18 protein-coding genes, 2 pseudogenes and 1 riboswitch are annotated in these 19,386 nt (G+C 34.7%); of the genes and pseudogenes, 10 read left to right on the top strand and 10 right to left on the bottom strand.

Annotated features, from left to right (window positions below; all coding sequences use genetic code 11):
* Positions 1 to 570 precede the first annotated feature (570 nt).
* The 3 genes from AN957_RS22100 (at position 571) to AN957_RS22090 (ending at position 3,020) form a co-directional block, all read left to right on the top strand.
* Positions 571 to 771 (top strand): cold-shock protein, encoded by a 201-nt coding sequence (locus tag AN957_RS22100; RefSeq protein ID WP_053474558.1) that lies wholly within the window; start codon positions 571 to 573, stop codon positions 769 to 771.
* 562 nt (positions 772 to 1,333) lie between these two features.
* Positions 1,334 to 1,930: a TetR/AcrR family transcriptional regulator gene (locus tag AN957_RS22095; RefSeq protein WP_053474559.1), complete on the top strand. Its 597-nt coding sequence runs from the start codon at positions 1,334 to 1,336 to the stop codon at positions 1,928 to 1,930.
* A gap of 13 nt (positions 1,931 to 1,943) precedes the next feature.
* Complete coding sequence (locus tag AN957_RS22090; RefSeq protein WP_082446679.1) at positions 1,944 to 3,020, top strand: alpha/beta fold hydrolase; 1,077 nt, start codon at positions 1,944 to 1,946, stop codon at positions 3,018 to 3,020.
* Positions 3,021 to 3,417: 397 nt separating this feature from the next.
* Here AN957_RS22090 and AN957_RS22085 read toward each other — a convergent pair whose 3' ends face one another.
* Positions 3,418 to 3,759: a DoxX family protein gene (locus AN957_RS22085; protein WP_053474560.1), complete on the bottom strand. Its 342-nt coding sequence runs from the start codon at positions 3,757 to 3,759 to the stop codon at positions 3,418 to 3,420.
* Positions 3,760 to 3,876: 117 nt separating this feature from the next.
* Here AN957_RS22085 and AN957_RS22080 point away from each other — a divergent pair, with 117 nt between their 5' ends.
* Positions 3,877 to 4,590, top strand: a complete 714-nt coding sequence (locus AN957_RS22080) for a Crp/Fnr family transcriptional regulator (protein ID WP_053474561.1) — start codon at positions 3,877 to 3,879, stop codon at positions 4,588 to 4,590.
* A gap of 497 nt (positions 4,591 to 5,087) precedes the next feature.
* Here AN957_RS22080 and AN957_RS22075 read toward each other — a convergent pair.
* Together AN957_RS22075 and AN957_RS22070 are read right to left on the bottom strand one after the other, a co-directional pair.
* A pseudogene (locus tag AN957_RS22075) lies at positions 5,088 to 6,259 on the bottom strand (IS110 family RNA-guided transposase).
* Between the two features lie 547 nt (positions 6,260 to 6,806).
* A riboswitch (M-box (ykoK) riboswitch) is annotated at positions 6,807 to 6,975 on the top strand.
* Positions 6,976 to 8,000: 1,025 nt separating this feature from the next.
* Entirely contained in the window at positions 8,001 to 8,438 is a 438-nt protein-coding gene (locus AN957_RS22070; protein WP_053474562.1) for a MerR family transcriptional regulator, read from the bottom strand.
* Between the two features lie 371 nt (positions 8,439 to 8,809).
* On the opposite strand from AN957_RS22070, the gene AN957_RS22065 reads away from it, so the two are divergent.
* Entirely contained in the window at positions 8,810 to 9,997 is a 1,188-nt protein-coding gene (locus AN957_RS22065) for an MFS transporter (RefSeq protein WP_053474563.1), read from the top strand.
* 530 nt (positions 9,998 to 10,527) lie between these two features.
* On the opposite strand, the gene AN957_RS22060 is transcribed toward AN957_RS22065, so the two are convergent.
* Positions 10,528 to 11,901, bottom strand: coding sequence for an IS1182 family transposase (locus AN957_RS22060; protein WP_056682886.1), 1,374 nt, complete (start codon positions 11,899 to 11,901; stop codon positions 10,528 to 10,530).
* Positions 11,902 to 12,222: 321 nt separating this feature from the next.
* On the opposite strand from AN957_RS22060, the gene AN957_RS22055 reads away from it, so the two are divergent.
* The gene (locus AN957_RS22055; RefSeq protein WP_053474564.1) at positions 12,223 to 12,750 is read left to right on the top strand and encodes a dihydrofolate reductase family protein; all 528 of its coding nucleotides are present in this window, start codon (positions 12,223 to 12,225) and stop codon (positions 12,748 to 12,750) included.
* Positions 12,751 to 13,414: 664 nt separating this feature from the next.
* On the opposite strand, the gene AN957_RS22050 is transcribed toward AN957_RS22055, so the two are convergent.
* Entirely contained in the window at positions 13,415 to 13,744 is a 330-nt protein-coding gene (locus tag AN957_RS22050; RefSeq protein WP_053474565.1) for a hypothetical protein, read from the bottom strand.
* Positions 13,745 to 14,137: 393 nt separating this feature from the next.
* On the opposite strand from AN957_RS22050, the gene AN957_RS22045 reads away from it, so the two are divergent.
* Together AN957_RS22045 and AN957_RS29225 are read left to right on the top strand one after the other, a co-directional pair.
* The gene (locus AN957_RS22045; protein WP_053474566.1) at positions 14,138 to 14,671 is read left to right on the top strand and encodes a helix-turn-helix domain-containing protein; all 534 of its coding nucleotides are present in this window, start codon (positions 14,138 to 14,140) and stop codon (positions 14,669 to 14,671) included.
* Between the two features lie 90 nt (positions 14,672 to 14,761).
* Positions 14,762 to 15,001 carry a tetratricopeptide repeat protein gene (locus tag AN957_RS29225; RefSeq protein ID WP_425388925.1) on the top strand — a complete coding sequence of 80 codons (240 nt, stop codon included), beginning with the start codon at positions 14,762 to 14,764 and terminating at the stop codon, positions 14,999 to 15,001.
* A gap of 168 nt (positions 15,002 to 15,169) precedes the next feature.
* On the opposite strand, the gene AN957_RS27865 is transcribed toward AN957_RS29225, so the two are convergent.
* Positions 15,170 to 15,313, bottom strand: a complete 144-nt coding sequence (locus tag AN957_RS27865; protein WP_156319078.1) for a hypothetical protein — start codon at positions 15,311 to 15,313, stop codon at positions 15,170 to 15,172.
* 104 nt (positions 15,314 to 15,417) lie between these two features.
* On the opposite strand from AN957_RS27865, the pseudogene AN957_RS29220 reads away from it, so the two are divergent.
* Positions 15,418 to 15,971: pseudogene (locus tag AN957_RS29220) on the top strand (recombinase family protein); the annotation flags it as partial.
* Between the two features lie 941 nt (positions 15,972 to 16,912).
* Here AN957_RS29220 and AN957_RS28185 read toward each other — a convergent pair.
* From AN957_RS28185 to AN957_RS28930, 3 genes are all read right to left on the bottom strand, one after another.
* Positions 16,913 to 17,077 carry a hypothetical protein gene (locus AN957_RS28185; protein WP_172797667.1) on the bottom strand — a complete coding sequence of 55 codons (165 nt, stop codon included), beginning with the start codon at positions 17,075 to 17,077 and terminating at the stop codon, positions 16,913 to 16,915.
* 130 nt (positions 17,078 to 17,207) lie between these two features.
* Positions 17,208 to 17,342, bottom strand: a complete 135-nt coding sequence (locus AN957_RS27130) for an aspartyl-phosphate phosphatase Spo0E family protein (RefSeq protein ID WP_245637834.1) — start codon at positions 17,340 to 17,342, stop codon at positions 17,208 to 17,210.
* 478 nt (positions 17,343 to 17,820) lie between these two features.
* Positions 17,821 to 18,150, bottom strand: a complete 330-nt coding sequence (locus AN957_RS28930; RefSeq protein WP_281176515.1) for a CBO0543 family protein — start codon at positions 18,148 to 18,150, stop codon at positions 17,821 to 17,823.
* Positions 18,151 to 18,434: 284 nt separating this feature from the next.
* Here AN957_RS28930 and AN957_RS22035 point away from each other — a divergent pair, with 284 nt between their 5' ends.
* A complete protein-coding gene (locus AN957_RS22035; protein ID WP_053474568.1) occupies positions 18,435 to 18,719 on the top strand; it encodes a hypothetical protein in 285 nt (94 codons plus the stop codon).
* Between the two features lie 65 nt (positions 18,720 to 18,784).
* On the opposite strand, the gene AN957_RS22030 is transcribed toward AN957_RS22035, so the two are convergent.
* Positions 18,785 to 19,297, bottom strand: coding sequence for a DUF3231 family protein (locus AN957_RS22030; protein WP_053474569.1), 513 nt, complete (start codon positions 19,295 to 19,297; stop codon positions 18,785 to 18,787).
* Positions 19,298 to 19,386: the final 89 nt, after the last annotated feature.

Here is a 19,386-nt window from a genome sequence, read left to right as displayed (position 1 = left end):
GCTTATCGGTTATTACAACTATTATTGCATCACTGATAATAGCCTAAATGTCAGCAACTTCAAGTGCAAAATTGAGGAACTACTGTTTAAATGGCTCAATAGAAGAAGTCAAAGGAAATCCTTTACATGGGACAAATTCAGACTATTTCTTGATAAATATCCACTACCTTCACCAAAAATTAAAGTGAATATATACAATTTAAGAAAAGAGATTAGCTACATTCTGTGAATGATGACTAGGAGGAGCCGTGTGCATTAATAGTGCAAGCACGGTTCTGTGAGGGTCTGGAGCACAATTTACCGTAAGGTAAAAAGGCTCCATTCTACTCGACTTCTTGAAGAAGGCGTTCTTTTTATATCGGAGCATTTTCTTCAATAACATTTGATAAAGAAATATCTTCATAAGAAATGAGAATTATACTATTTGCTATTTCATGATATGTTTGTTACTCTTAGGAAGAATTATTTTTGTTCTTTTTTCAGATTGAGAATAGATTTTGTTTTTCGTCTAAGGTATTTGAGCAAGGATAGTAACACAATGTGTGAGGCTCACACGAGGAGGCAACAATTATGGAACAAGGTAAAGTTAAGTGGTTTAATGCAGAAAAAGGTTTTGGATTCATCGAGCGTGAAGCAGGAGAAGACGTATTCGTACATTTCTCAGCAATCCAGAGCGAAGGTTTCAAATCTTTAGACGAAGGTCAAAGTGTAACTTTTGAAGTTGAACAAGGTCAACGTGGCCCACAAGCTACAAACGTTCAAAAAGCTTAAATAATATCAAGTGGCAGACCCTAAATGAAGGGTCTGTTTTTTATTTGTACTAAGGGACAGTAGGGTTGCCAATTCCAGATGATAAACGGAACAAGAGACTTTATCAACAGAATGAAAGCCCTATTCAATAAATGAATAGGGCTTATGCAACAATCATGAAACACAATCAGTAATAGTACAAATGGTAGACCAAGTATAACACACTGTAGTAGTAAACCCTAATTTAACATTTTTATGTCGGTTTAAAACATAGTTGTACTGTTTATAAAAAAGATGCACCGTTTTCAAGTTATCCTCTTTTTATTGCATAGTATTTGCGTACTGTTCTGCAAAATGGCACAGTATTCCGCCTGCTACCTTCGTTTCGTCCTCTTCATCCTTAACAAAGAAATTAATCTCCATTAAGTGCTCAGGTATGTGCTGCGTATTAAATTTGGATAACATATTATGAATTTTAATTCAGCTATTTTATGCTAATTCCATTGACTCTCACCAGAGTTTAGTCTTATTATATTTATATTGACTCAATTCATTATAAATAGTCATTAAAGGAGAAGAGCATATGCCAAAGATCATAAGTGAGCAGGAGAAAGAGCAAATCAAGAATGCAATGTATGTCAAAGGAATAGAGCTCATTCGTAAGAAAGGCATGAAGCGAGTTACGGTTGACGATCTTGCAGCAGCTGTGCAAATAGCCAAAGGTTCCTTCTATACCTATTATCCTTCCAAGGAAGAATTTCTCTACCACATTATGAAGCAAAATGAGCAAGCTTTATTTGACAGAATTCTTGAAATCGGAGCTAGCTCGGGGCATTTTAAGGACAAGATTACCCATGCACTTCATGAAATTTACTTGGCACCAGATAGCCTTGCACTTTATGTTCAGCCATCAGACCTGGAATATTTGTTGCGCAAACTTCCAGATCCTATTAACAGAAAGGAACAGGATAAATCCAAAACTAATTTTCAGCGTACAATGAATGGATTGGGAATAGAGGATGCTCAATGTGATTATAGCGTACTAGCGAATTTAATGGACGGCTTGCATTTTATTGCATCTAATCAGAACCAATACGGTGAACAAGGAAGAGCACAAGCATTAAGAATTCTTGTAGATGCAATTGCAGAATATCTAAGCAAGTGTAAGCAGAATAGCTAGAGGAGGCATTCATATGAATCAATTTCTAATTATTTCCATAGTAGCTATTGCCTGTATCAGTATGGCGATTTATTGGTTTCTCTACACTAAGAAGCGTGCAGCATCCTGTCAAATCCATACACCAAACGGAATTGATGAGGGAGAGTATGTGACGATCGGTGGAATCCAGCAGTTTTTATATCATCGTGGTGAAAATAAGGATCATCCCGTCCTCTTATTCCTGCACGGAGGTCCTGGCAGTCCGATGCTTCCTTTTGCCCAAGACTTTCAGTTTCCTTGGGAAGATAAAGTAACCGTCGTTCACTGGGAACAGCGAAACAGCGGTAAAACCTTCTTTGCGAATGATTCCCAGAAAGTCACGCCGACAACAACGATTGAACAAGCATTACAGGATACATATGAAGTTGTGAGCTATTTACAAAAGAAATATAACAAAGAGCGAATCCTTCTGCTTAGTCATTCATGGGGTTCTATCTTAGGGAGTCTATTCACCTTGCAGTTTCCGCAGATGGTTCAAGCCTATATTGGAGTTGGACAAGTTGTAAATATGATTGAAAACGAACGAATTGGCTACGAGAAAGCATTGGAATGCAGCAGTCAAGTAGGAAACCAGAAAGATATTAGCACCTTACAGGCTTTAAGCCTTTATCCCGAGCCCCAGTTTAGTGATGCCATGATCAAGAAGCTTATGAAACTCCGTAAGTTGCAAGGTAAGTATAAGCTTGCGATGCAACCATCACTCCAACTAGTCACGAGCGTACTATGTTCTCCCTTTTACTCGTTCAAAGATATTAAATACATGTTAATGAGCGATGTACTAGAAATAAAACAGCGTGCTATTTTGGAATCTTTGTTTAAGTCCTATGATCTGAATATGGTAACTTCAGACTATCAAGTTCCAGTATTTTATATCCATGGCGAGGATGACTGGCAAACGCCTTATTCTCTCGCTCGCACATACTTTGATCAAATCAAGGCGCCAATGAAACAATTTTACTCAATACCAAATGCTGGACATGTGACAATGCTTGATCAGAAGGAGCTATTCAACGAAGCTTTATTCGACATTATCGATCAAATCAAACATTAATTTCCAAAGCCATTCCATCATACGCCACCATGATGGAATGGGACTCATATATCTCAACCAAGTCAGTATGCAAAAGCTGCGCATTAAGTGTCTAATGTGAAAAACATATCTCTCTAAAATGATCAAACTTTTTTATGAAAGATTTGGTTGTATCCCGAAAAAAGAATCTATTTTGATCAACCTTTTTTCAAATTAGAGTTTTGGAAGTTACTGTTAGATATGGGTTGAGGGATATTTTTTAATTAATCTTTATTCCAAAGCTACACTAAATGAGCTTAGATATTTTGGGTTATAAGATGGGATTTATATATTCCCTTTTCTTTTTGCTATCAATTCATGAAAATCAATAATTAATCCAGATTTCATCATAATATCTACTGCAAGGATTCCATTAAACTCAGATAATAATAAGCGTAATAGATAAAAGAAGCATTATCACAGCATTAATGGCCATCAGTGGGCTATGCTTTGCACGGAATAGGTGGGCATGTATTGCGCCAATCATCAAAATAGTAAAAAGAACAGCTGCAAATATCAACATTCTTTGAAACCAAAATGCTGCTAATAATCCTAATACACCTGTAAATTCTAATGTAGCAATGACAAACATAAACCACATAGGATACCTATACTCATTCCAATGCTGCACCATCATTGGTTTACGTAAAAATTTGATGGCCGCAGAAAATGCAAACATACATACTAAAATAACCTTAGTAATAATTAAAAGTATCTCCAATTAATAAACACTCCTTAAACAAAAAATTGAAAACTTTTCACTTAAAATTACTATAATTGATAATGTAATAATAATCTGTAGTCTAACCTACCAATTAACGTATTAGGGGGGAATTTGGTGGACAAAATTAAATACTTATCGAGAATCAATTTATTCCAAGATTTGGATATGAAAGAATTACAGCAAATGGAATCCATTGCTCCAATCCTTGTAACTAAGAAAGGTACTTTAATTACCGCTCCCAACAAGAGTCAAAAACGATTGTATTTAATAAAATGTGGGAAAGTGCGTATGTATACCATAACTAACAACGGAAAAGAACTTACGATTGATGTATTAGGAGTGGGACATATATTTGGGGAAATTAGCCTGTTTGCCCCTGGGTCCCACCTTATATACGCTAAAGCTATAGAGGATTCTGTTATTTGTTCAATAGACAAGGTCCAGTTTGAACAAATTATAATAGAAAAACCAGATATTGCACTAAAGATAATAAAAATCCTATCCACTCGTTTAAAGGAAATGGAAGAGATGCTGGAGCTAATGGCATATGGGAGCGTACGAAACAAGCTGCTTTTTCTATTAAACAGATTAACAGAAAAATTTGGGGAACCTTTAAACGAGCATGCTGGTGTGGGACCTGAGTGGATTCAATTAGGGGTGAAGGTTACACATCAAGAGTTAGCTAGCATGATGGGAAGCATTCGTGAAACTGTAACAGAATTATTAAATGAGTTAACTTCTGAAGGAGTGGTAAACAGAACAAGTACTCGTGGTTTTTTTATCATTCATCGTCAACGATTAAAGGAAACCATTGAAAGTACTATGTAAGAGAGAGACAACCGTTGTTCTAATACACCTACCACAGGAGTTGAACGAATCAGTAAAAGATCCAATTATTGAGTTTATCAAATTAGGAAAAACTATTAAAAAAGAGTCTAGGGATTGATACAAATAGCTGAACTGCCCCTAATTGTTAGGTGTGTCTAACTTTAGGGTGCAGTTCATTCTTAAATCTTAAAATTTGCAAAAGCATATATACTTAGTAAGAAAATCTCATGTTTCAGCATAATAAAACCTCATTTACGTATGATACGGTTCCTCACTATTTATACTAAATTACATCATCAACATCTGGCTTTTTGTACAGAGATAATAAAGTTGATTAAAAAATGCCAGTCATGTTATTCAACAAAACCAGCCAATAGTTGTCAACATTTTTCAATAAAAACTCAAAAAAATTCATGTTATACTAAATTTGTGCACGCCAAATAACCTTCCAAATAATATGTTTGGAAAGTATTGGTGTACATGGTTAAATATGTTGATTAAGCTAAATCTTGGAATATAGATTTGTTTTTTAATAGTGCATAAATCCAATGTAAGAGTTTATTAGCAATTAAGGCTACTTTATATGGCTTTCCTTCTTCGCGTTTCTTATCATAAAAAGCACGTAATCGCTTGTTGCGTGGGATGATTTCATCCGTTGTTTTTTGTTTGCGACAGTCACGAATGGCACATTTAACAGCCATATATAGAGTTTGCCTTAGCCTACTAGAACCTCTTTTAGTAATTCGATTTTGAGTACCTTTGAAGGTTCCAGATTCAAAGACAGTAGGATCAATGCCTGCAAAGGCAACTAGTTTCTTAGGGTGATTATACCTTTCGATTTCCCCAATTTCAGAAATAATTGTGGCAGCGATTTTTTCACCTACCCCGGGGATTGAACGGATAATCTCATATTCTTCAATACTTTTCGCTAAAGCATCTATCTCATCTTCAAGCATGGATAGATGTTTTTTGTATTCAAGAAGCATTTTAATATACATATCTAGGCTTAGGATTAGACTAAAATACAAATTCTTCTGAAATGGGTTTTGTGCTGCGGCGGCTAGTAATTTCTCGGCCTGTTTTTTTGCCCATTGCAGTGAACGAGTGTTACAGAATTCTTTTATTTTAGTTGTTAATGTTTCATTATCAGCTTTCAAAACCTCTTCTGAAGTAGGAAATGCTTGTAAAGTTAGTAAAGAAACATCTGAGTATAAACTTCTAAAAACCTTACTGTATTCAGGAAATACTTGATCTAAAACTGCCTGAAATTGGAGTTTGGTTTGCACACTATCTCTGTAATATTATCATGCTGTCTTGTAAGATTGCGTAAATTTAATAACTGAATACCTCGCTTTTTATATGGCTCTAAATCCTCTTTATAGTACAGCTCGCAGAGGTGATTGGCGTCTATAATATCTGTTTTTACTTTACGTAAACTAGAATTCTTTGCTTTATAAGATATGAGTGGATTTACGATAATAATTAAATAACCCCTGTCCTCAAAATATTGAACAACTGGTTTGTGATAGTGTCCTGTTGATTCCATCACAAGAGGGGGACGTTCTCCTGAAATATCTTCTATCTCTTTAATAAAATCTAATAAACTAGCTAACCCATCAAGGTCATGTTTTACTTTGAAACTTTTCTTGTAGGGCTTCTTTCTTTCCAACTATGCTTGAACCTGACTTTCACCTTTTGCTACATCCAGACCAATGACTGGATTCATTCAAATTCCTCCTCCAAAAATAATTGCCGGTAGCCCCTAATTCCTTCCTGTAGTGTCATAGCTTCGCTTGTTATACGAGATCTTAGTCCCAACCAGCCTAAAACATGTTTCTACAAGTATGGGGTGAACTGTTTTGCGGACGGGATCATGGTCCCACGGGCCATACGTTCTACCCCGGCTACAGTAATCATATATCGATATAAAAAATGCTCAACCAGAAATATCTGGCTGACCTTATAATACGAAGGGCCATATAATTGAACAAGCAATTTATAACATCTTTATAGCGGAAATACCTAAAGGTAAATGAAATACATTGCAAAAAGCCGATGTTTCTTCTAACTGAACCTTGGCTTTTATAATTTATGATAACAAACTTAGTGTTATTTTTAATTATTAAACAAAAGACCATAGATTGCCTAATACTTTAAGGGCTGGAAATATATTATTGACTAATCGTAGTGGTAAGTATACTATATCAATGATAATAATAGATCCTCGTTAGGTGAGGCTCCTATACAAACATAGGCTACTGCCCGGAAACATCGAAAGATGCCAATGGGTAGAACAGGAACTGCCGAATTAAGGCTTTTCATAAGGTAGCTAAGGATTTTTCCTTTACGTTGTATAGTGCCAAAGCTCTACTGTGGGGGAGAAGTATAAGTGCTTTTTTATGTACGCTTATCAAACCCTCTAGGAATCTATCTAGAGGTTTTTTTTATTTTTGAAAGGGGGGAACAATTTACATTGGATAGTCATAGTGAGAGGTGTCGATTATATATAACTTGTATCAATATTCTGTACAGTGAGACTGCAAATCTTAGGTATCTCCAGCATGTTCCCCCTACTTTAGCTTGTATTTATCAACTTATGTAGGACATGTAAATTTAAGAAATACCTATTTAACATGTTAGCGTAACATGGTTGTTTTCGATTTAGCAGCGATCCCTGTTTTCAGGAAAAAATTTTTTTAATAAAAAAATTGTTAATAGATCGAAAGGATGAGAAAACCATGTTTAAAATCCTCTATCTACCTTGTCATTCATATCTTCGCTTGTTATACGGGGATCTCCATGTCCCAACCAGCCTAATCATGTTTTAACAAGTAGAGGGCGAACAGTTTAATTGTCGGGATCAAGTCCCACGGGCGCGAACGTTCTACCCCGGCTACTATCAATCTATAAATTGAATAAAAAATAGTCAACCAGATTTCTCTGATTGACCTTATAATACGATAGGGTGCTTTAGTGGAAAAAGTAGCACCAAAATAATCAAATTTTTTTATAAAAAAGAGTTCTTAAAAATAAAAGAAAGATATCGTATTGATCAATCTTTATTCAAAACGATATCTTTTTATATGCAGTGAAATCAAGAGTTTAGAGTGATTTTTAATCAAACTTTATTCTAAATCAACACAGACAAGCAGAATTTGAATCATTCTGCTTGTTTGTGTCTGTAGACAACTGTCCCTTACTCTACATAATTTATAAGGCTAAGGTCATTTTTAGCCCTCTTTCACGTTGACTATTCATAATAGGGGCAATCCAGTTGATTGGCCCACTTCAGTCTCTTCAGTCAATCGGCATTGGATATCCAGGGAACGGCTGAAAAAGCGAATGATACAAGCAAGTGATAGACTTAAGTTTCACTGGGGACTGTTGCTGTAAAGCGGCTGCGATTCTTTCTATTTCCGGAATACCGGACCACTTCTCGCGTCCTTCCGATCTATTCCCCATTTGTTGGGATTGGTTGTGTCCGGGATGCGGTTCTCCAGAATGGCCTGATAATGGTGAGTTGTTTCTTCCAAATGGGCGACGCGCTGCTTGGCTTCTTCGAGCTGAACAAGTGCCATTTCTTTATACTCCTTCATAAGTGCAAAGCGCTGCGGAACGGTCGAATCACCTTCGAGGCAGAGGTCGACGTACGTTTTGATGTTTTCAATCTGCATCCCGGTCTGCTTGAGGCATTTGATGCCATAGAGCCAGTTGATTGATTCTTCGTCGAACAACCGAATATTGTTTTTATTGCGCTGTACGCTCGGCACCAGGCCTTTATCCGTGTAAAAGCGCACGGCGTGCTCGGTGAGTCCCGTCATCAGGGCAGCTTCTTTAACCGTATGCATGTGAAATCCTCCTAGGAAAAATTTGTTGAAAAAATGGATTGACTTCGTGTAACACGAAGGTGATAGGTTTATTATAATGCAAATCGGCCGTTCGCGAAACCCCCGCTGCGCATCCCGATTCCTGGGATGCGCGGTCGTTTGTTGTTTTAAATTTGAACAATGGGAGGAGGAATTACGATGCAAACTTAACTTTGAAATAACGGAGTAAAAATGCCGATCATCGGATCCGGTTTCTACCAAGTCGTCGATGCTGAAGAATGCGAAAATGCGGTATATGAAGCGTGTTGGCCGGTTACCTAAACTTGGATATTTTGTTTTTCAAGCAATTCATATCACCATATGTATCAATAAACGTTTAAGGAGTGATTTTTTTGTCTAACACTTGGAAAATATACATGTTAGCAATTATCAGTTTTATAGTGGGTACATCTGTGTATGTCGTGGCAGGAATTTCGGATAAAATTGCGGATTCACTAGATGTTTCTTTGACAGCAGCTGGTCAGCTCGTTACAGTTTTCTCACTCGCCTATGCGATTTGTACCCCGATCATACTGGTTTTAACGGCAAAGTGGGGTAGAAGAAAGCTAATAATGTATTCATTAGGACTATTTGTAGTGGCAAATATACTGTCTTTTCTTTCCCCAAATTATGGAATACTGATTGTTGCCCGCATGATCATGGGTATTGGTGCTGGATTAGCTATTGTAACTGTACTGATAATTTCTACCAAAATTGCTCCGCCAGGTAAGCGAGCTAGTGCGATTGCAATAATAACTATGGGATTAACGAGTTCCTTAATCATTGGAGTACCTATTGGTAGGATAATGACAAATGCATTTGGATGGCAATCTATATTTGGAGGAATTGCCCTTCTTGGATTAATTGCGATGGTTGTTATATACCTTACTATTCCGGATATAGAAGGTGATAAACCTGTATCCTTACTTCAGCAGCTAGCTCTATTTAAAAAACGTAAAGTTATCCTTGGTTTATCAATCACCCTTTTCTGGCTTGGAGGATATTCGATTGCATATACTTATCTTTCTCCTTATCTGCTAAATGTATCAGGAATAAGTGACAAATTCCTTAGTACAGCTTTACTTGTTTTTGGAATTGCCAGTCTTATTGGTTCGAAGTTTGGCGGATTCAGTACGGATCGTTGGGGTATTCCATTTACACTTACTAGCACTATGACGCTGCATATCGTTATGCTTATTCTATTGTCACTCTTAACGAATTCAGTGGTCGGGGTTATGATCGTATTAATAATATGGTCGTTTTCAGCGTGGGCCACTGCACCGACACAGCAATATCTCTTGGCGACAATTGAGCCTGAATCGTCAGCTATATTGCTTGGACTTAATCAGTCCATAATGCAATTAGCGATGGCTGCAGGTGCAGGTATTGGCGGCATTGCTGTTGGAAGTGTGTCACTAGCTGCCGTTACTTGGTTCGGTGCATTGGGAGTTGCGATAGCCATAGCGATTACCCTTATCCTTTCGAGCTCATTGTCAAAAAAAGAGGCGCAGGATAATAGTTTAAAGAACGCCAATACCTAGGATGCTAATGGGCTGACATCCGATACTATTAGTGGCAACCAGAACGGCGGACGGGGACCCATCCCCCGCGCCTTCGACTATGAGGTCCCAATTATTATTCAGCGGCCGGTCGCACATTCGGATCGTGTTGTCGCATAGTACGGGCTGTATATCAATTGTGGCTCCATATGTATGTCGTACAAACATGTATAGCCTATCGGAATTTCCTGAGGCTCCGAAAGAATCGTCGCTCCAATATGCCGCAAACCATGGAGGAAGCGACCAATTTAATAACTTTCGCATTATCCACAAAGATGGGGTAGTACTAACGAAGCTGTCACTACCCGCAATAAGGAATAGATGTAGTATTATAAAAAAATTGATCATTTAATACAAAGTTCGATTATTTAAAATAAAGATTGATAATTTATAATAAAGTTGATTAAAAATCCTGTGTTGATGGGGCTGTTGACAAAATGGGAAAAGAGCTTTGCTCCTTTCCCATTTTCTTTTTAAGAGTATATTTATTAGTTTTCTTTATAATTTTTGTCTTAATTCATTACCTTTATAATTCTTTTTAAATTTAATGCCAACGCTGAAAAAAGGCATTGTTCAGAAATTTTTTCAATGCCCCTCTTATATGTTTTATACAGGTTATGCTTAGATTTCAATGTTCCGAAGGAACCTTCACACCAAACTCTTCGGAGCTTTTGGAATGCTTTATATTCACTAGTTTTTGCCCTCTGAGTATTTGCTTCCAACAATTCATGTGCAATTGGTCGAGAAATCGTTCTTTTACTTGCTGTTTCCCCAAAACAACATTCTCGAAATGGACAGACTTTACAGTCTTTACTTTTAGCAGAATACGTTTTTAAATAATTATCAGTTTCTTTTTTTCTTAAATGGGTAAACGTAAGTGTTTTTTTATTGGGGCAAGTATACGTATCAGTGTCAATGTTGTAGGTAAACTCCTTATAAGACGTTGTTTCGAAAGGTGTAGTATATCCTATGGGACTAATATAACCTGTGATTTCCAATGTTTTTAAGCCATGATGAATCTTAGTTTTATCATATCCTTTATCAGCTGCCACATTTTTAATGTTTAATTCAAATTTTTCTTGTATCACATTTAATCTATCTATAAAAGGCTCACAATCATTTATGTTACCAGCACTCGGATGAATATCAACTATGATTCCGTTTTTTGTATCAATACTTGCATGTGCTAAGTAGTGGGGACCAGATGGCTTTCCAGGGCGATTTAATAAGCCAGAGTCAGGGTCCGTTTTTATTACAGAAATCTTTTCGGTAGATGAACTCTTTGATTTTCTGCCTCGTTTCTTCTTCCCAGATTCAATTCTTTTATCCTCAAGCTCTTTTTCAATTTTTTTGGCTTCCTTTTCAAGGGTATTCAAATATTGAGAAGGTGTTTTCTCTACAACTACCTTCTCAGCCTTAGCCTTTGCAGCACTAGCTTTAATATGGGTAGAATCAGTAACAATGACTTCACCAGTCACTAACCCATTCTCTATACAAAGATCTATAATATAATCAAAAATTTCTTGAAAGACAGTACTATCCTTAAATCTCCTTCGTCGATTCTGGCTAAATGTGGAGTGATCAGGTACAGTGTCAGATAAATCAAGGCCTAAAAACCAGCGATAAGCAATGTTTAGATTGACTTCTTGTTCTAACACTCGTTCTGAATCAACATTATAAAGATAGCCAATGAGTAACATCTTAAATAAAAGTACAGGATCAAGTGATTTCCTGCCGAGTTTCGAATAATATTTTTCCATTTTGTTATATACAAAAGAGAAGTCTATCTTTTCATTAATTTGGCGAAGAATATGATTTGAAGGAACAAATGTATTTAAATCAATAAACTCTAGTTTACTTTGATATTCATCTTTACGACCCATCATAAAAATTCCCCCAATAAAAAACCTGTATAGAATAATTAAATTCTACACAGGTATTGGTAAATCCTATTAGTTTGTCAACAGCCCCTGATATGCAGGATTTTTTATCATACCACAAACGGTCCAGTTTGTCAAGTTAATCATATTAAAAATTTAAATAGCAAAATATAAGAAAAGCAACATGCGTAATGATATAGTATTATGAGTTTATACAATTCTAAAATCCAAATAGAGAGATAGTTAATCCGTAAAATCATTCTATTCATTCACAGTACTTTTAATGGAGTTGTCACTGGCGACCCACGCGAGGACAAAACCAACTTCATGGTCAGGACAACTGACGCCAGCATGGAGGAAGGTTCTGGGTATCTATTAAATACGTTCGATACAGCTGATACCATTTTGCTTGGCCGCGGAACCTACGAAGACCTCTCTAGAAAGTGGCCGTCTATTAATGACTGGCCAAATATCAGCGATGTAGGTTCACGCCTGGGTGAAAAGATAAACAACGCCCACAAACTAGTTGTAACCTGCGACCGCCCACTCGACGAACTAAAATGGGGAGAATTTGAAGCTCCAAAACAATTGACTGGCAGTAATATTGAAGAGCAAATTAAGGACCTAAGTAACGGTAACGGTGGCGATATGGTTATTTTAAGTAGTCCAACGCTCGTGCGATCACCTGCAAACGCAAATCTTATTGACGAATATAAAGTACTCGTGCACCCGGTGGTGGTAAACGTAGGCGAGCGTTTGTTTGACAATCTTAAGGAACAGAAGGACTTCCATCTAGTGGACGTCACACTTACGGATGGTTCCCTCTTGGTAACCTACGAACCTGCTAAAGATTAGCTCAACCAGGCAGATCATTACTGTCAATGACAACAAAGTGTCTTTACTAATTTAAAATATTTTAATACTGGGTGCTATATGTGAAGTAGGTTAGGTTTAACACTACATATAAATTCAATTTGTTAATATAGAATTTAAGCAGCATATAAATGGGCTTCAATATAGTGAGGTCCATTTTTCTTGTGTGGCTAACGGGGCTGCTTTCATTAAATCACTGAAGGTATGTTAGAGATTTGAATAAATTACTTAAACAATAAGGCTGCAAATGTTAAATAAACAAGAAGAAAAAGCAACAGAACTGTTTGCTGCTCAGTACAACGATACTATTCAATAGAGGATCGATAAAAAGGAAATATTATACAGATAGTTTACCATAAATAGCTAAAGAAGAATATAGAAAAAATGCTTGTGTATCATTTGATTACACAAGCATGCATAGGGGGAGTAATTAGCCATTTAAGTAACATGATGCACTAATTTTTCCGATTAATACTTTTAATTAATAGTAAAGGGGTTAATAGAAATAGAGTAAAAGTTAGTGCTGCCCTAATATACAGATTCTCAAAAAGGAATGTAATTAAAGCTAAACCTACAGTGTAGATTATAAATAATATAAGAATTACATAGCTTTTTTCAATCTAATCATCCTTTACTAGTACAATCTTTATATTGCCCAAGGGTAACTATCTACAAATTGCATTTTTGATCCCGTTGCACCTACCCTTTTAAAAACAAATGATCTTCCTCTTTCAATTTTACCTACAGCAAAACCCATAATAGTACCAACTATCGCACTTGCATAAGGACCAACAATAGGAATAGCTGCTAATACAGCAGCAAGTACTCCTACTCCGCCAATAGAAACCCATTGTAAAGTTTCTTTTGTTAACCCTACCTCCAAGTAAGTTCCATCAGCTAAATCATACATTTGAGCATAGTTTTTCCCACCATCTGAACTTTGAATGGACATTTTGTTATCTTCAAGACTAGGCATTGTCACCACTATTGATAAAATTTATTTATAAAGCCAGCTGGACTTTATCACAAATTTGAAAGATTAATGTTCAAATGGTAATTCAAGGGTGGTAACAACTTCATGATTACTATTTTCTGTTGATACAAAGTTAAGAGATAAGAGCAATCCAAAAGAAAAGATTGTAAGCATTATTCTTCTCTTTCTTCCAAATACCTTCTTAATTGGATGTTTTATCTAATAATATTCTATAACATTATTAGTTATTTGTTTTCTCGACATTCTCTCAAAATACTTATGAAACTACTATAATTTGCCTGTTAATTACATAATTCAAGTCAGGTTATGAAAATAAGAATATTTAAAAGATTAGTTTACTCAATTTGATTCACAAACAAATTGGAGGAAAGCTCAATGAATAATAATAGGATTGGATATGAATTAAGAAAATTACGTAAGAAAATGAAAATTACTCAATCAGAATTATGCAAAGGTATTTGTCATCAATCTATGTTAAGTAAAATAGAGAAAGGTGAAACCTATACATCCGCACCTATTTTATTTAATCTCTCTCAAAAGTTACACGTTGATATGGAATATTTCTTTGTAGATTCCAAGTTCGAAAACTATGATTACATTAAAGAAACCATTAATACAATTCGATTAGCAATAGGAAATAAAGATTATGAAACGGTTAAAGAGCTTGTAATACTAGAAGAAAAAAATCCTGATTTTCAAGCTCATGTTGTATTGAAACAATTTTTACTGTGGCATAAGGGAATTGTTTTACATTATGTTGATAAAAATCCATCATTAGCAATTAGGGAATTGGAGAAAGCACTTATATTAAGTAAACCCATGTCAAAAATTTTTTATATGTATTCAGATAGAGAATTTGAAATTATTAATACTCTTTCTGTTATCCATTCAGAAATTAATGAACATTAAACCGCACTAAACTACTTCGAAAATGCCAGGCTTATTTTAAAAAATCATACCTTAAAAGATGAAAAAATATTGATTTGAATTGAATATAATATGGCAAAAGTATTAACAAGACTTAAACGGTATAGGGATTCAAATAACTTGTGCGAGGAAGGAATTAAAAAATGTATCGAGATTAGCAGTATGTATTTATATGGAGAATTAACTTACCAAATCGGATATAACTATGAGTTAATCGGTAATCGAAAGACAGCGATAAAATTCTATCAAGAGTCATTAGAGATATTTAAAATAAGAACAAATAACCATTTCAATGAATACATAAAAAAATAGGATTCAAAATCTTTCATAGAAAATAAAATACTTTTTACAGCAATCCAAATACCCTTTTAAAAATAAAATAGCCAAAAGGAAACAACCACTTTTTGGCTAAATATAATAATAAACTTAGTTATCCTTTTTATTAATATAAATTTTGTAATCATTTTGTACTATACTCAATTAAATGATAAGCTCTAGCTGACCATTGTTATTAATATTCACACGTTCAAAGGTATTTTCAATTGTCTGTTTGAAACTGGTACTAACCCTCATGAAGGAATTAGCAATTTTGTTAGCAATTGCACGAATTCTGGATTCCATCAATACTTTGACCTCTAATTCGCCCCCGACCACTGGTACATATAAATTAAGAAAAAAATAAGTCAATGCTTGAGTAATTCAGATCACCGGCTTTTTTATAAACAATACATACTTATAGTGACAAGGCAAGTGGTAAAGATATGGAACGTGAGGGATTTCAGAATATGCTTAAAGCTATTCGTGAAGGTGATACCCTTTACATTAAATCTATTGATCGCTTAGGTCGTAACAAGGCACAAATTAAAGATTACTTAGAGTATTTCAAGAAAGAAGGTATTAGAGTTAAAATAATTGACCTCCCCACTATTATGCAGGATGACCAAAAGGTCAAGAATGGGTTATTGATATGATAAACAACATCATCATTGAAGTATATACTTCTATTGCAGAGCAAGAACGTGAGACATTGCTAACACGTCAAGCAGAAGGAATAGCGGAAGCAAAGACAAAAGGTAAGCACTTAGGTAGACCAGTGTTAGAACTACCTAAAGAGTGGGATAAACTTTATAAGCAATGGAAGGAAAAAGAGATTAAGGCTGTTGAATTTATGAAGTTAGTAGAAATGAAGAAGCCAGCATTTTATAAGAAGGTAAAAGAATACGAAGCTAGTCTCAAAAAAAGTTCAGGTCTATCTCTAGCCCCTTCCCTTATAATAAAATGAATTAGGAATAAATAGTAAATAGATTTTGGATGAATTGAAAGTGAATAAATAGTAATAGTTTGAAAGGTAGTCAATTAAAAGACTACCTTTTTGTATTAATAATTTTTATATTTCGAACAATTCCTCATGACAAAGCGGTAACATTTAACTATATGCGTGACTTTAGTAAAGGAGGGATTATTTTGTATAAGAAAGTTTTTATTATTTATTTTCATTTTATTATTACTAGCATCTTGTTCCAAAAATCAGCAAAAAACTTCAAATAATATAAATAACAATCAAACAAATGAGGAAGCAACTGTGTTGGTAAGGTTTTGTTAATCAAAGAATCTTATTATGATGCTGTGGTTGAAGATATAGAAGATCTTAAAGCAGAAGTGAATAAACTAAATTTCTAGTTGCAGATGTGAAGAATGGGTGACGAGCTTGGTGAAAATTGGGTAGATGATGATGGGGTTCTTTATGGAGTATGTTACGAAAACAGGGGCGAAGATTAAGTGAACTAAAGTGATAGATGTGTTTCGCTAAATGAAATAAAAGAGTAAACATGTAACTTAAAAAGCAGACACTACTATGAGTGCCTGCATAGAAGGGATTCTAAATACTTTCAAACTGAGGATATGGCTGTGAAATATAGTATTCAATTTTATTGGATTTGTCCAAGATTAATAAAAAATATGCTTGTTCACTAAATACATTAAGAATTTGTTTATAGGGCAAGGTGCGTTGTAGGTTGATTATCTTAGGATTTTTTGGGTCTTGCTCTGTAGAGCTAGATATAGGGGTAAAAAAAGATAGCTCATTATTCTATAATACCCAAAAACAAAAAATAAACACTGTTCAAAGAACTCATATGAAAAGTATTATGTGATAAGAGATTTGTCTTGCGTGGTAAAAAATCCACATATTTTAAATGTGGTGTTATTTCTAAAAGTAGAGAGTTATCTCTCCCACAAACTTGTCGTATCAATAGGTACTATTTCTAGTCCATCTACCCGTTTATGTATAATAGGGTTTTTAAAAGGGTCATAAATCTTATTGTTAGTCGAAAAACGAGCACGTACATCAACACCTAAAATACTTTTAATATTTTTATTAAAAGACAATTATTTCATCTCCTTGAAATATTATCAAATTTATTATTTGTTCAAGGTAACTAAAAAATTCGGGAACTGTTAGTAATTATTATCTTAATTAGTTAACTTAATTACCTTTTTAAAAATTTAATAAGAATTGCTATTTGCATTTGGACTGGAATCTAATAATTAGTTCATCTAATATCTGACTAAATTTTATCGTCATAGGATCTGTCAAACCTTTCTTTAAACCAGTTTTTATAAGGGCAATTCTATAAAGATGAATCTCTTTCATAAGTTCACAACAGGAACGACACATTATTCTCCTCCTTAAAAGTTAAAAGTAAAGTAATTAGACAATTATTTCAGAAAAAGGGTAATAATTGAACTACTTCGACAATAAAAGATTGTAATCGACAGAAAATGTGTTTTCGAAAAAACAAGAATAATCTAATTAATATAGGAGGGAATAGTAAATGGCAAATAAACAGGGAATGAAAATAAAGTCACTGTATTAAAGAATGAGGATATAGAAAAGTTGCCAGTTCCGCAAAGAGCGAATTTACGAGAAGCACACGAAATAATTGTGAAAAATAGATTAGTCGAAGCGCGGATTACCAAAGTATATTGTAATCAATACAGATGAAGTTATTGAGATTTTGAAACGTCACGGTCATTGGGGTTAATCAACTTAATAAGATAAAATACTACCTTGTTGTTAAAAGGTAGTTTAAGCAGATATAACAAAAGATTTACTCATCAATAATAACGGATCACTTACTTGCTTTCTCAGAATGTTTGTTTCGGTAGAACCATTTGTAGTGCAAACGTGATATGTAGTTATTTGTAAAAATAGTGATAAAACTCCAATACCAGGACCATTTTTTATATTTAATAAGCCTAGTGTATTTTACAGCGATCACTTCTAGCAAAGTTATTATTGATGGATATAAAGCGTTATATAAAATCCTTATTATAAATTTACTTTTTTCTGGGTAATGGAGATTATACAAAACACAAAGGGCAGGATAAATAAAGTACTCAAAATCAAAACTTGATTTAATACCTTTTTTAAAGAAAAGGCGATAAGGATATTTTATCAATCCTTTTTCAACTACTATCAGACGAAATAACCAAGTTATTAATTGTTAAAAAGAAATATAACTTGTGCTTCACGTATTCTTTCTTTTGGTACAAATCGAACTAACAATATGGAAGTAATAATCCATGCAGAAATAAGTATAGTTTTGTCTTTTTTATATGCCATTGTGTTATCAGTCCCCATATAAAATAATAATTATTATTTACAAAATTTGGTTTTTTATGTAAAAAAAAGAGGAAAATTTTAAAGTAGCTAATTAAGCAATAAGTTAACTAGGGGGAACATATGACGGGTTTTATTGCAAAGCAACCAAACGGATTATATTGTCATTTTTCTTCAATAGTTGATTGTCCTACTCATTACAATATGTCCAGAGAAGATTATCTAAGTAATGTTACAAGAAATGTCAGAAATAGGGATGAAGGGGAGATTATTTTACGAGACCATCTTTATCCTATTACTGAAGTGATTGATCGGTTTATTCCAAGGAATATGACTCAAACTGAATTCGATAAGTGGGTAGTGGATGTAAGTTCTCCATATGACGGAACAGGTTTTAAATGTACTTAATGATAGATGTGTATAAAAAAACAAAGTCCATGAGGATTTGGGAAATGGACTTTGTTCTTAGAAAATTATTTATTTTCAGGTGTTTGTAAGTGTAGTGGCGGTGGGATTAACCAACCTTTTTCCTTGTTAAGTTTTAAGAATTTTGCACCTAGAAGAGCTTTTGCTGTGTGAAATTGACCGAACATTAAGGCGATATCTTCACGAATGTATTGTCCAATTATTTGGCTACATGCTACAAGACCAGCAGCAATATCTTTTGAAATTGAAGCACTAATTTCAGGATCTGCAAATCTTGCTCCTACAGGGATACTTTCGAGATCAGCTGTTGGACGATCTGGGGGTGTAGGAGGGAGTCCTACTCCATTTACTTTCAGAAGCTCTTCGGTTTGGCTAATTTCCTGTTTTAAACCTTGAATTGCCTCTTCAATAAGTTTTTTGAGGTCATCATCACCTGTGTGATTAGCAAAGATTTGGTAGCCAGCATGAAGACCTTTAGCTACAGATAAGTAGCTCCAAGCACCAAAGACTTCACCATAATGCATAGGTTCATTTTGAGGGTTACCGCTTAGAATTCCCATGAAAACACTCCTTAAATTGAAAGACATTATTAGCTTTCTCCTTTTTGTTGGATATTCATATCCACAAGGATTAGTTTTCAACGGTAATT

Source organism: Cytobacillus solani (assembly GCF_001420595.1).
GTDB classification, from domain to species: domain Bacteria; phylum Bacillota; class Bacilli; order Bacillales; family Cytobacillaceae; genus Cytobacillus; species Cytobacillus solani.
This window is presented reverse-complemented; position numbering and strand designations above follow the sequence as displayed.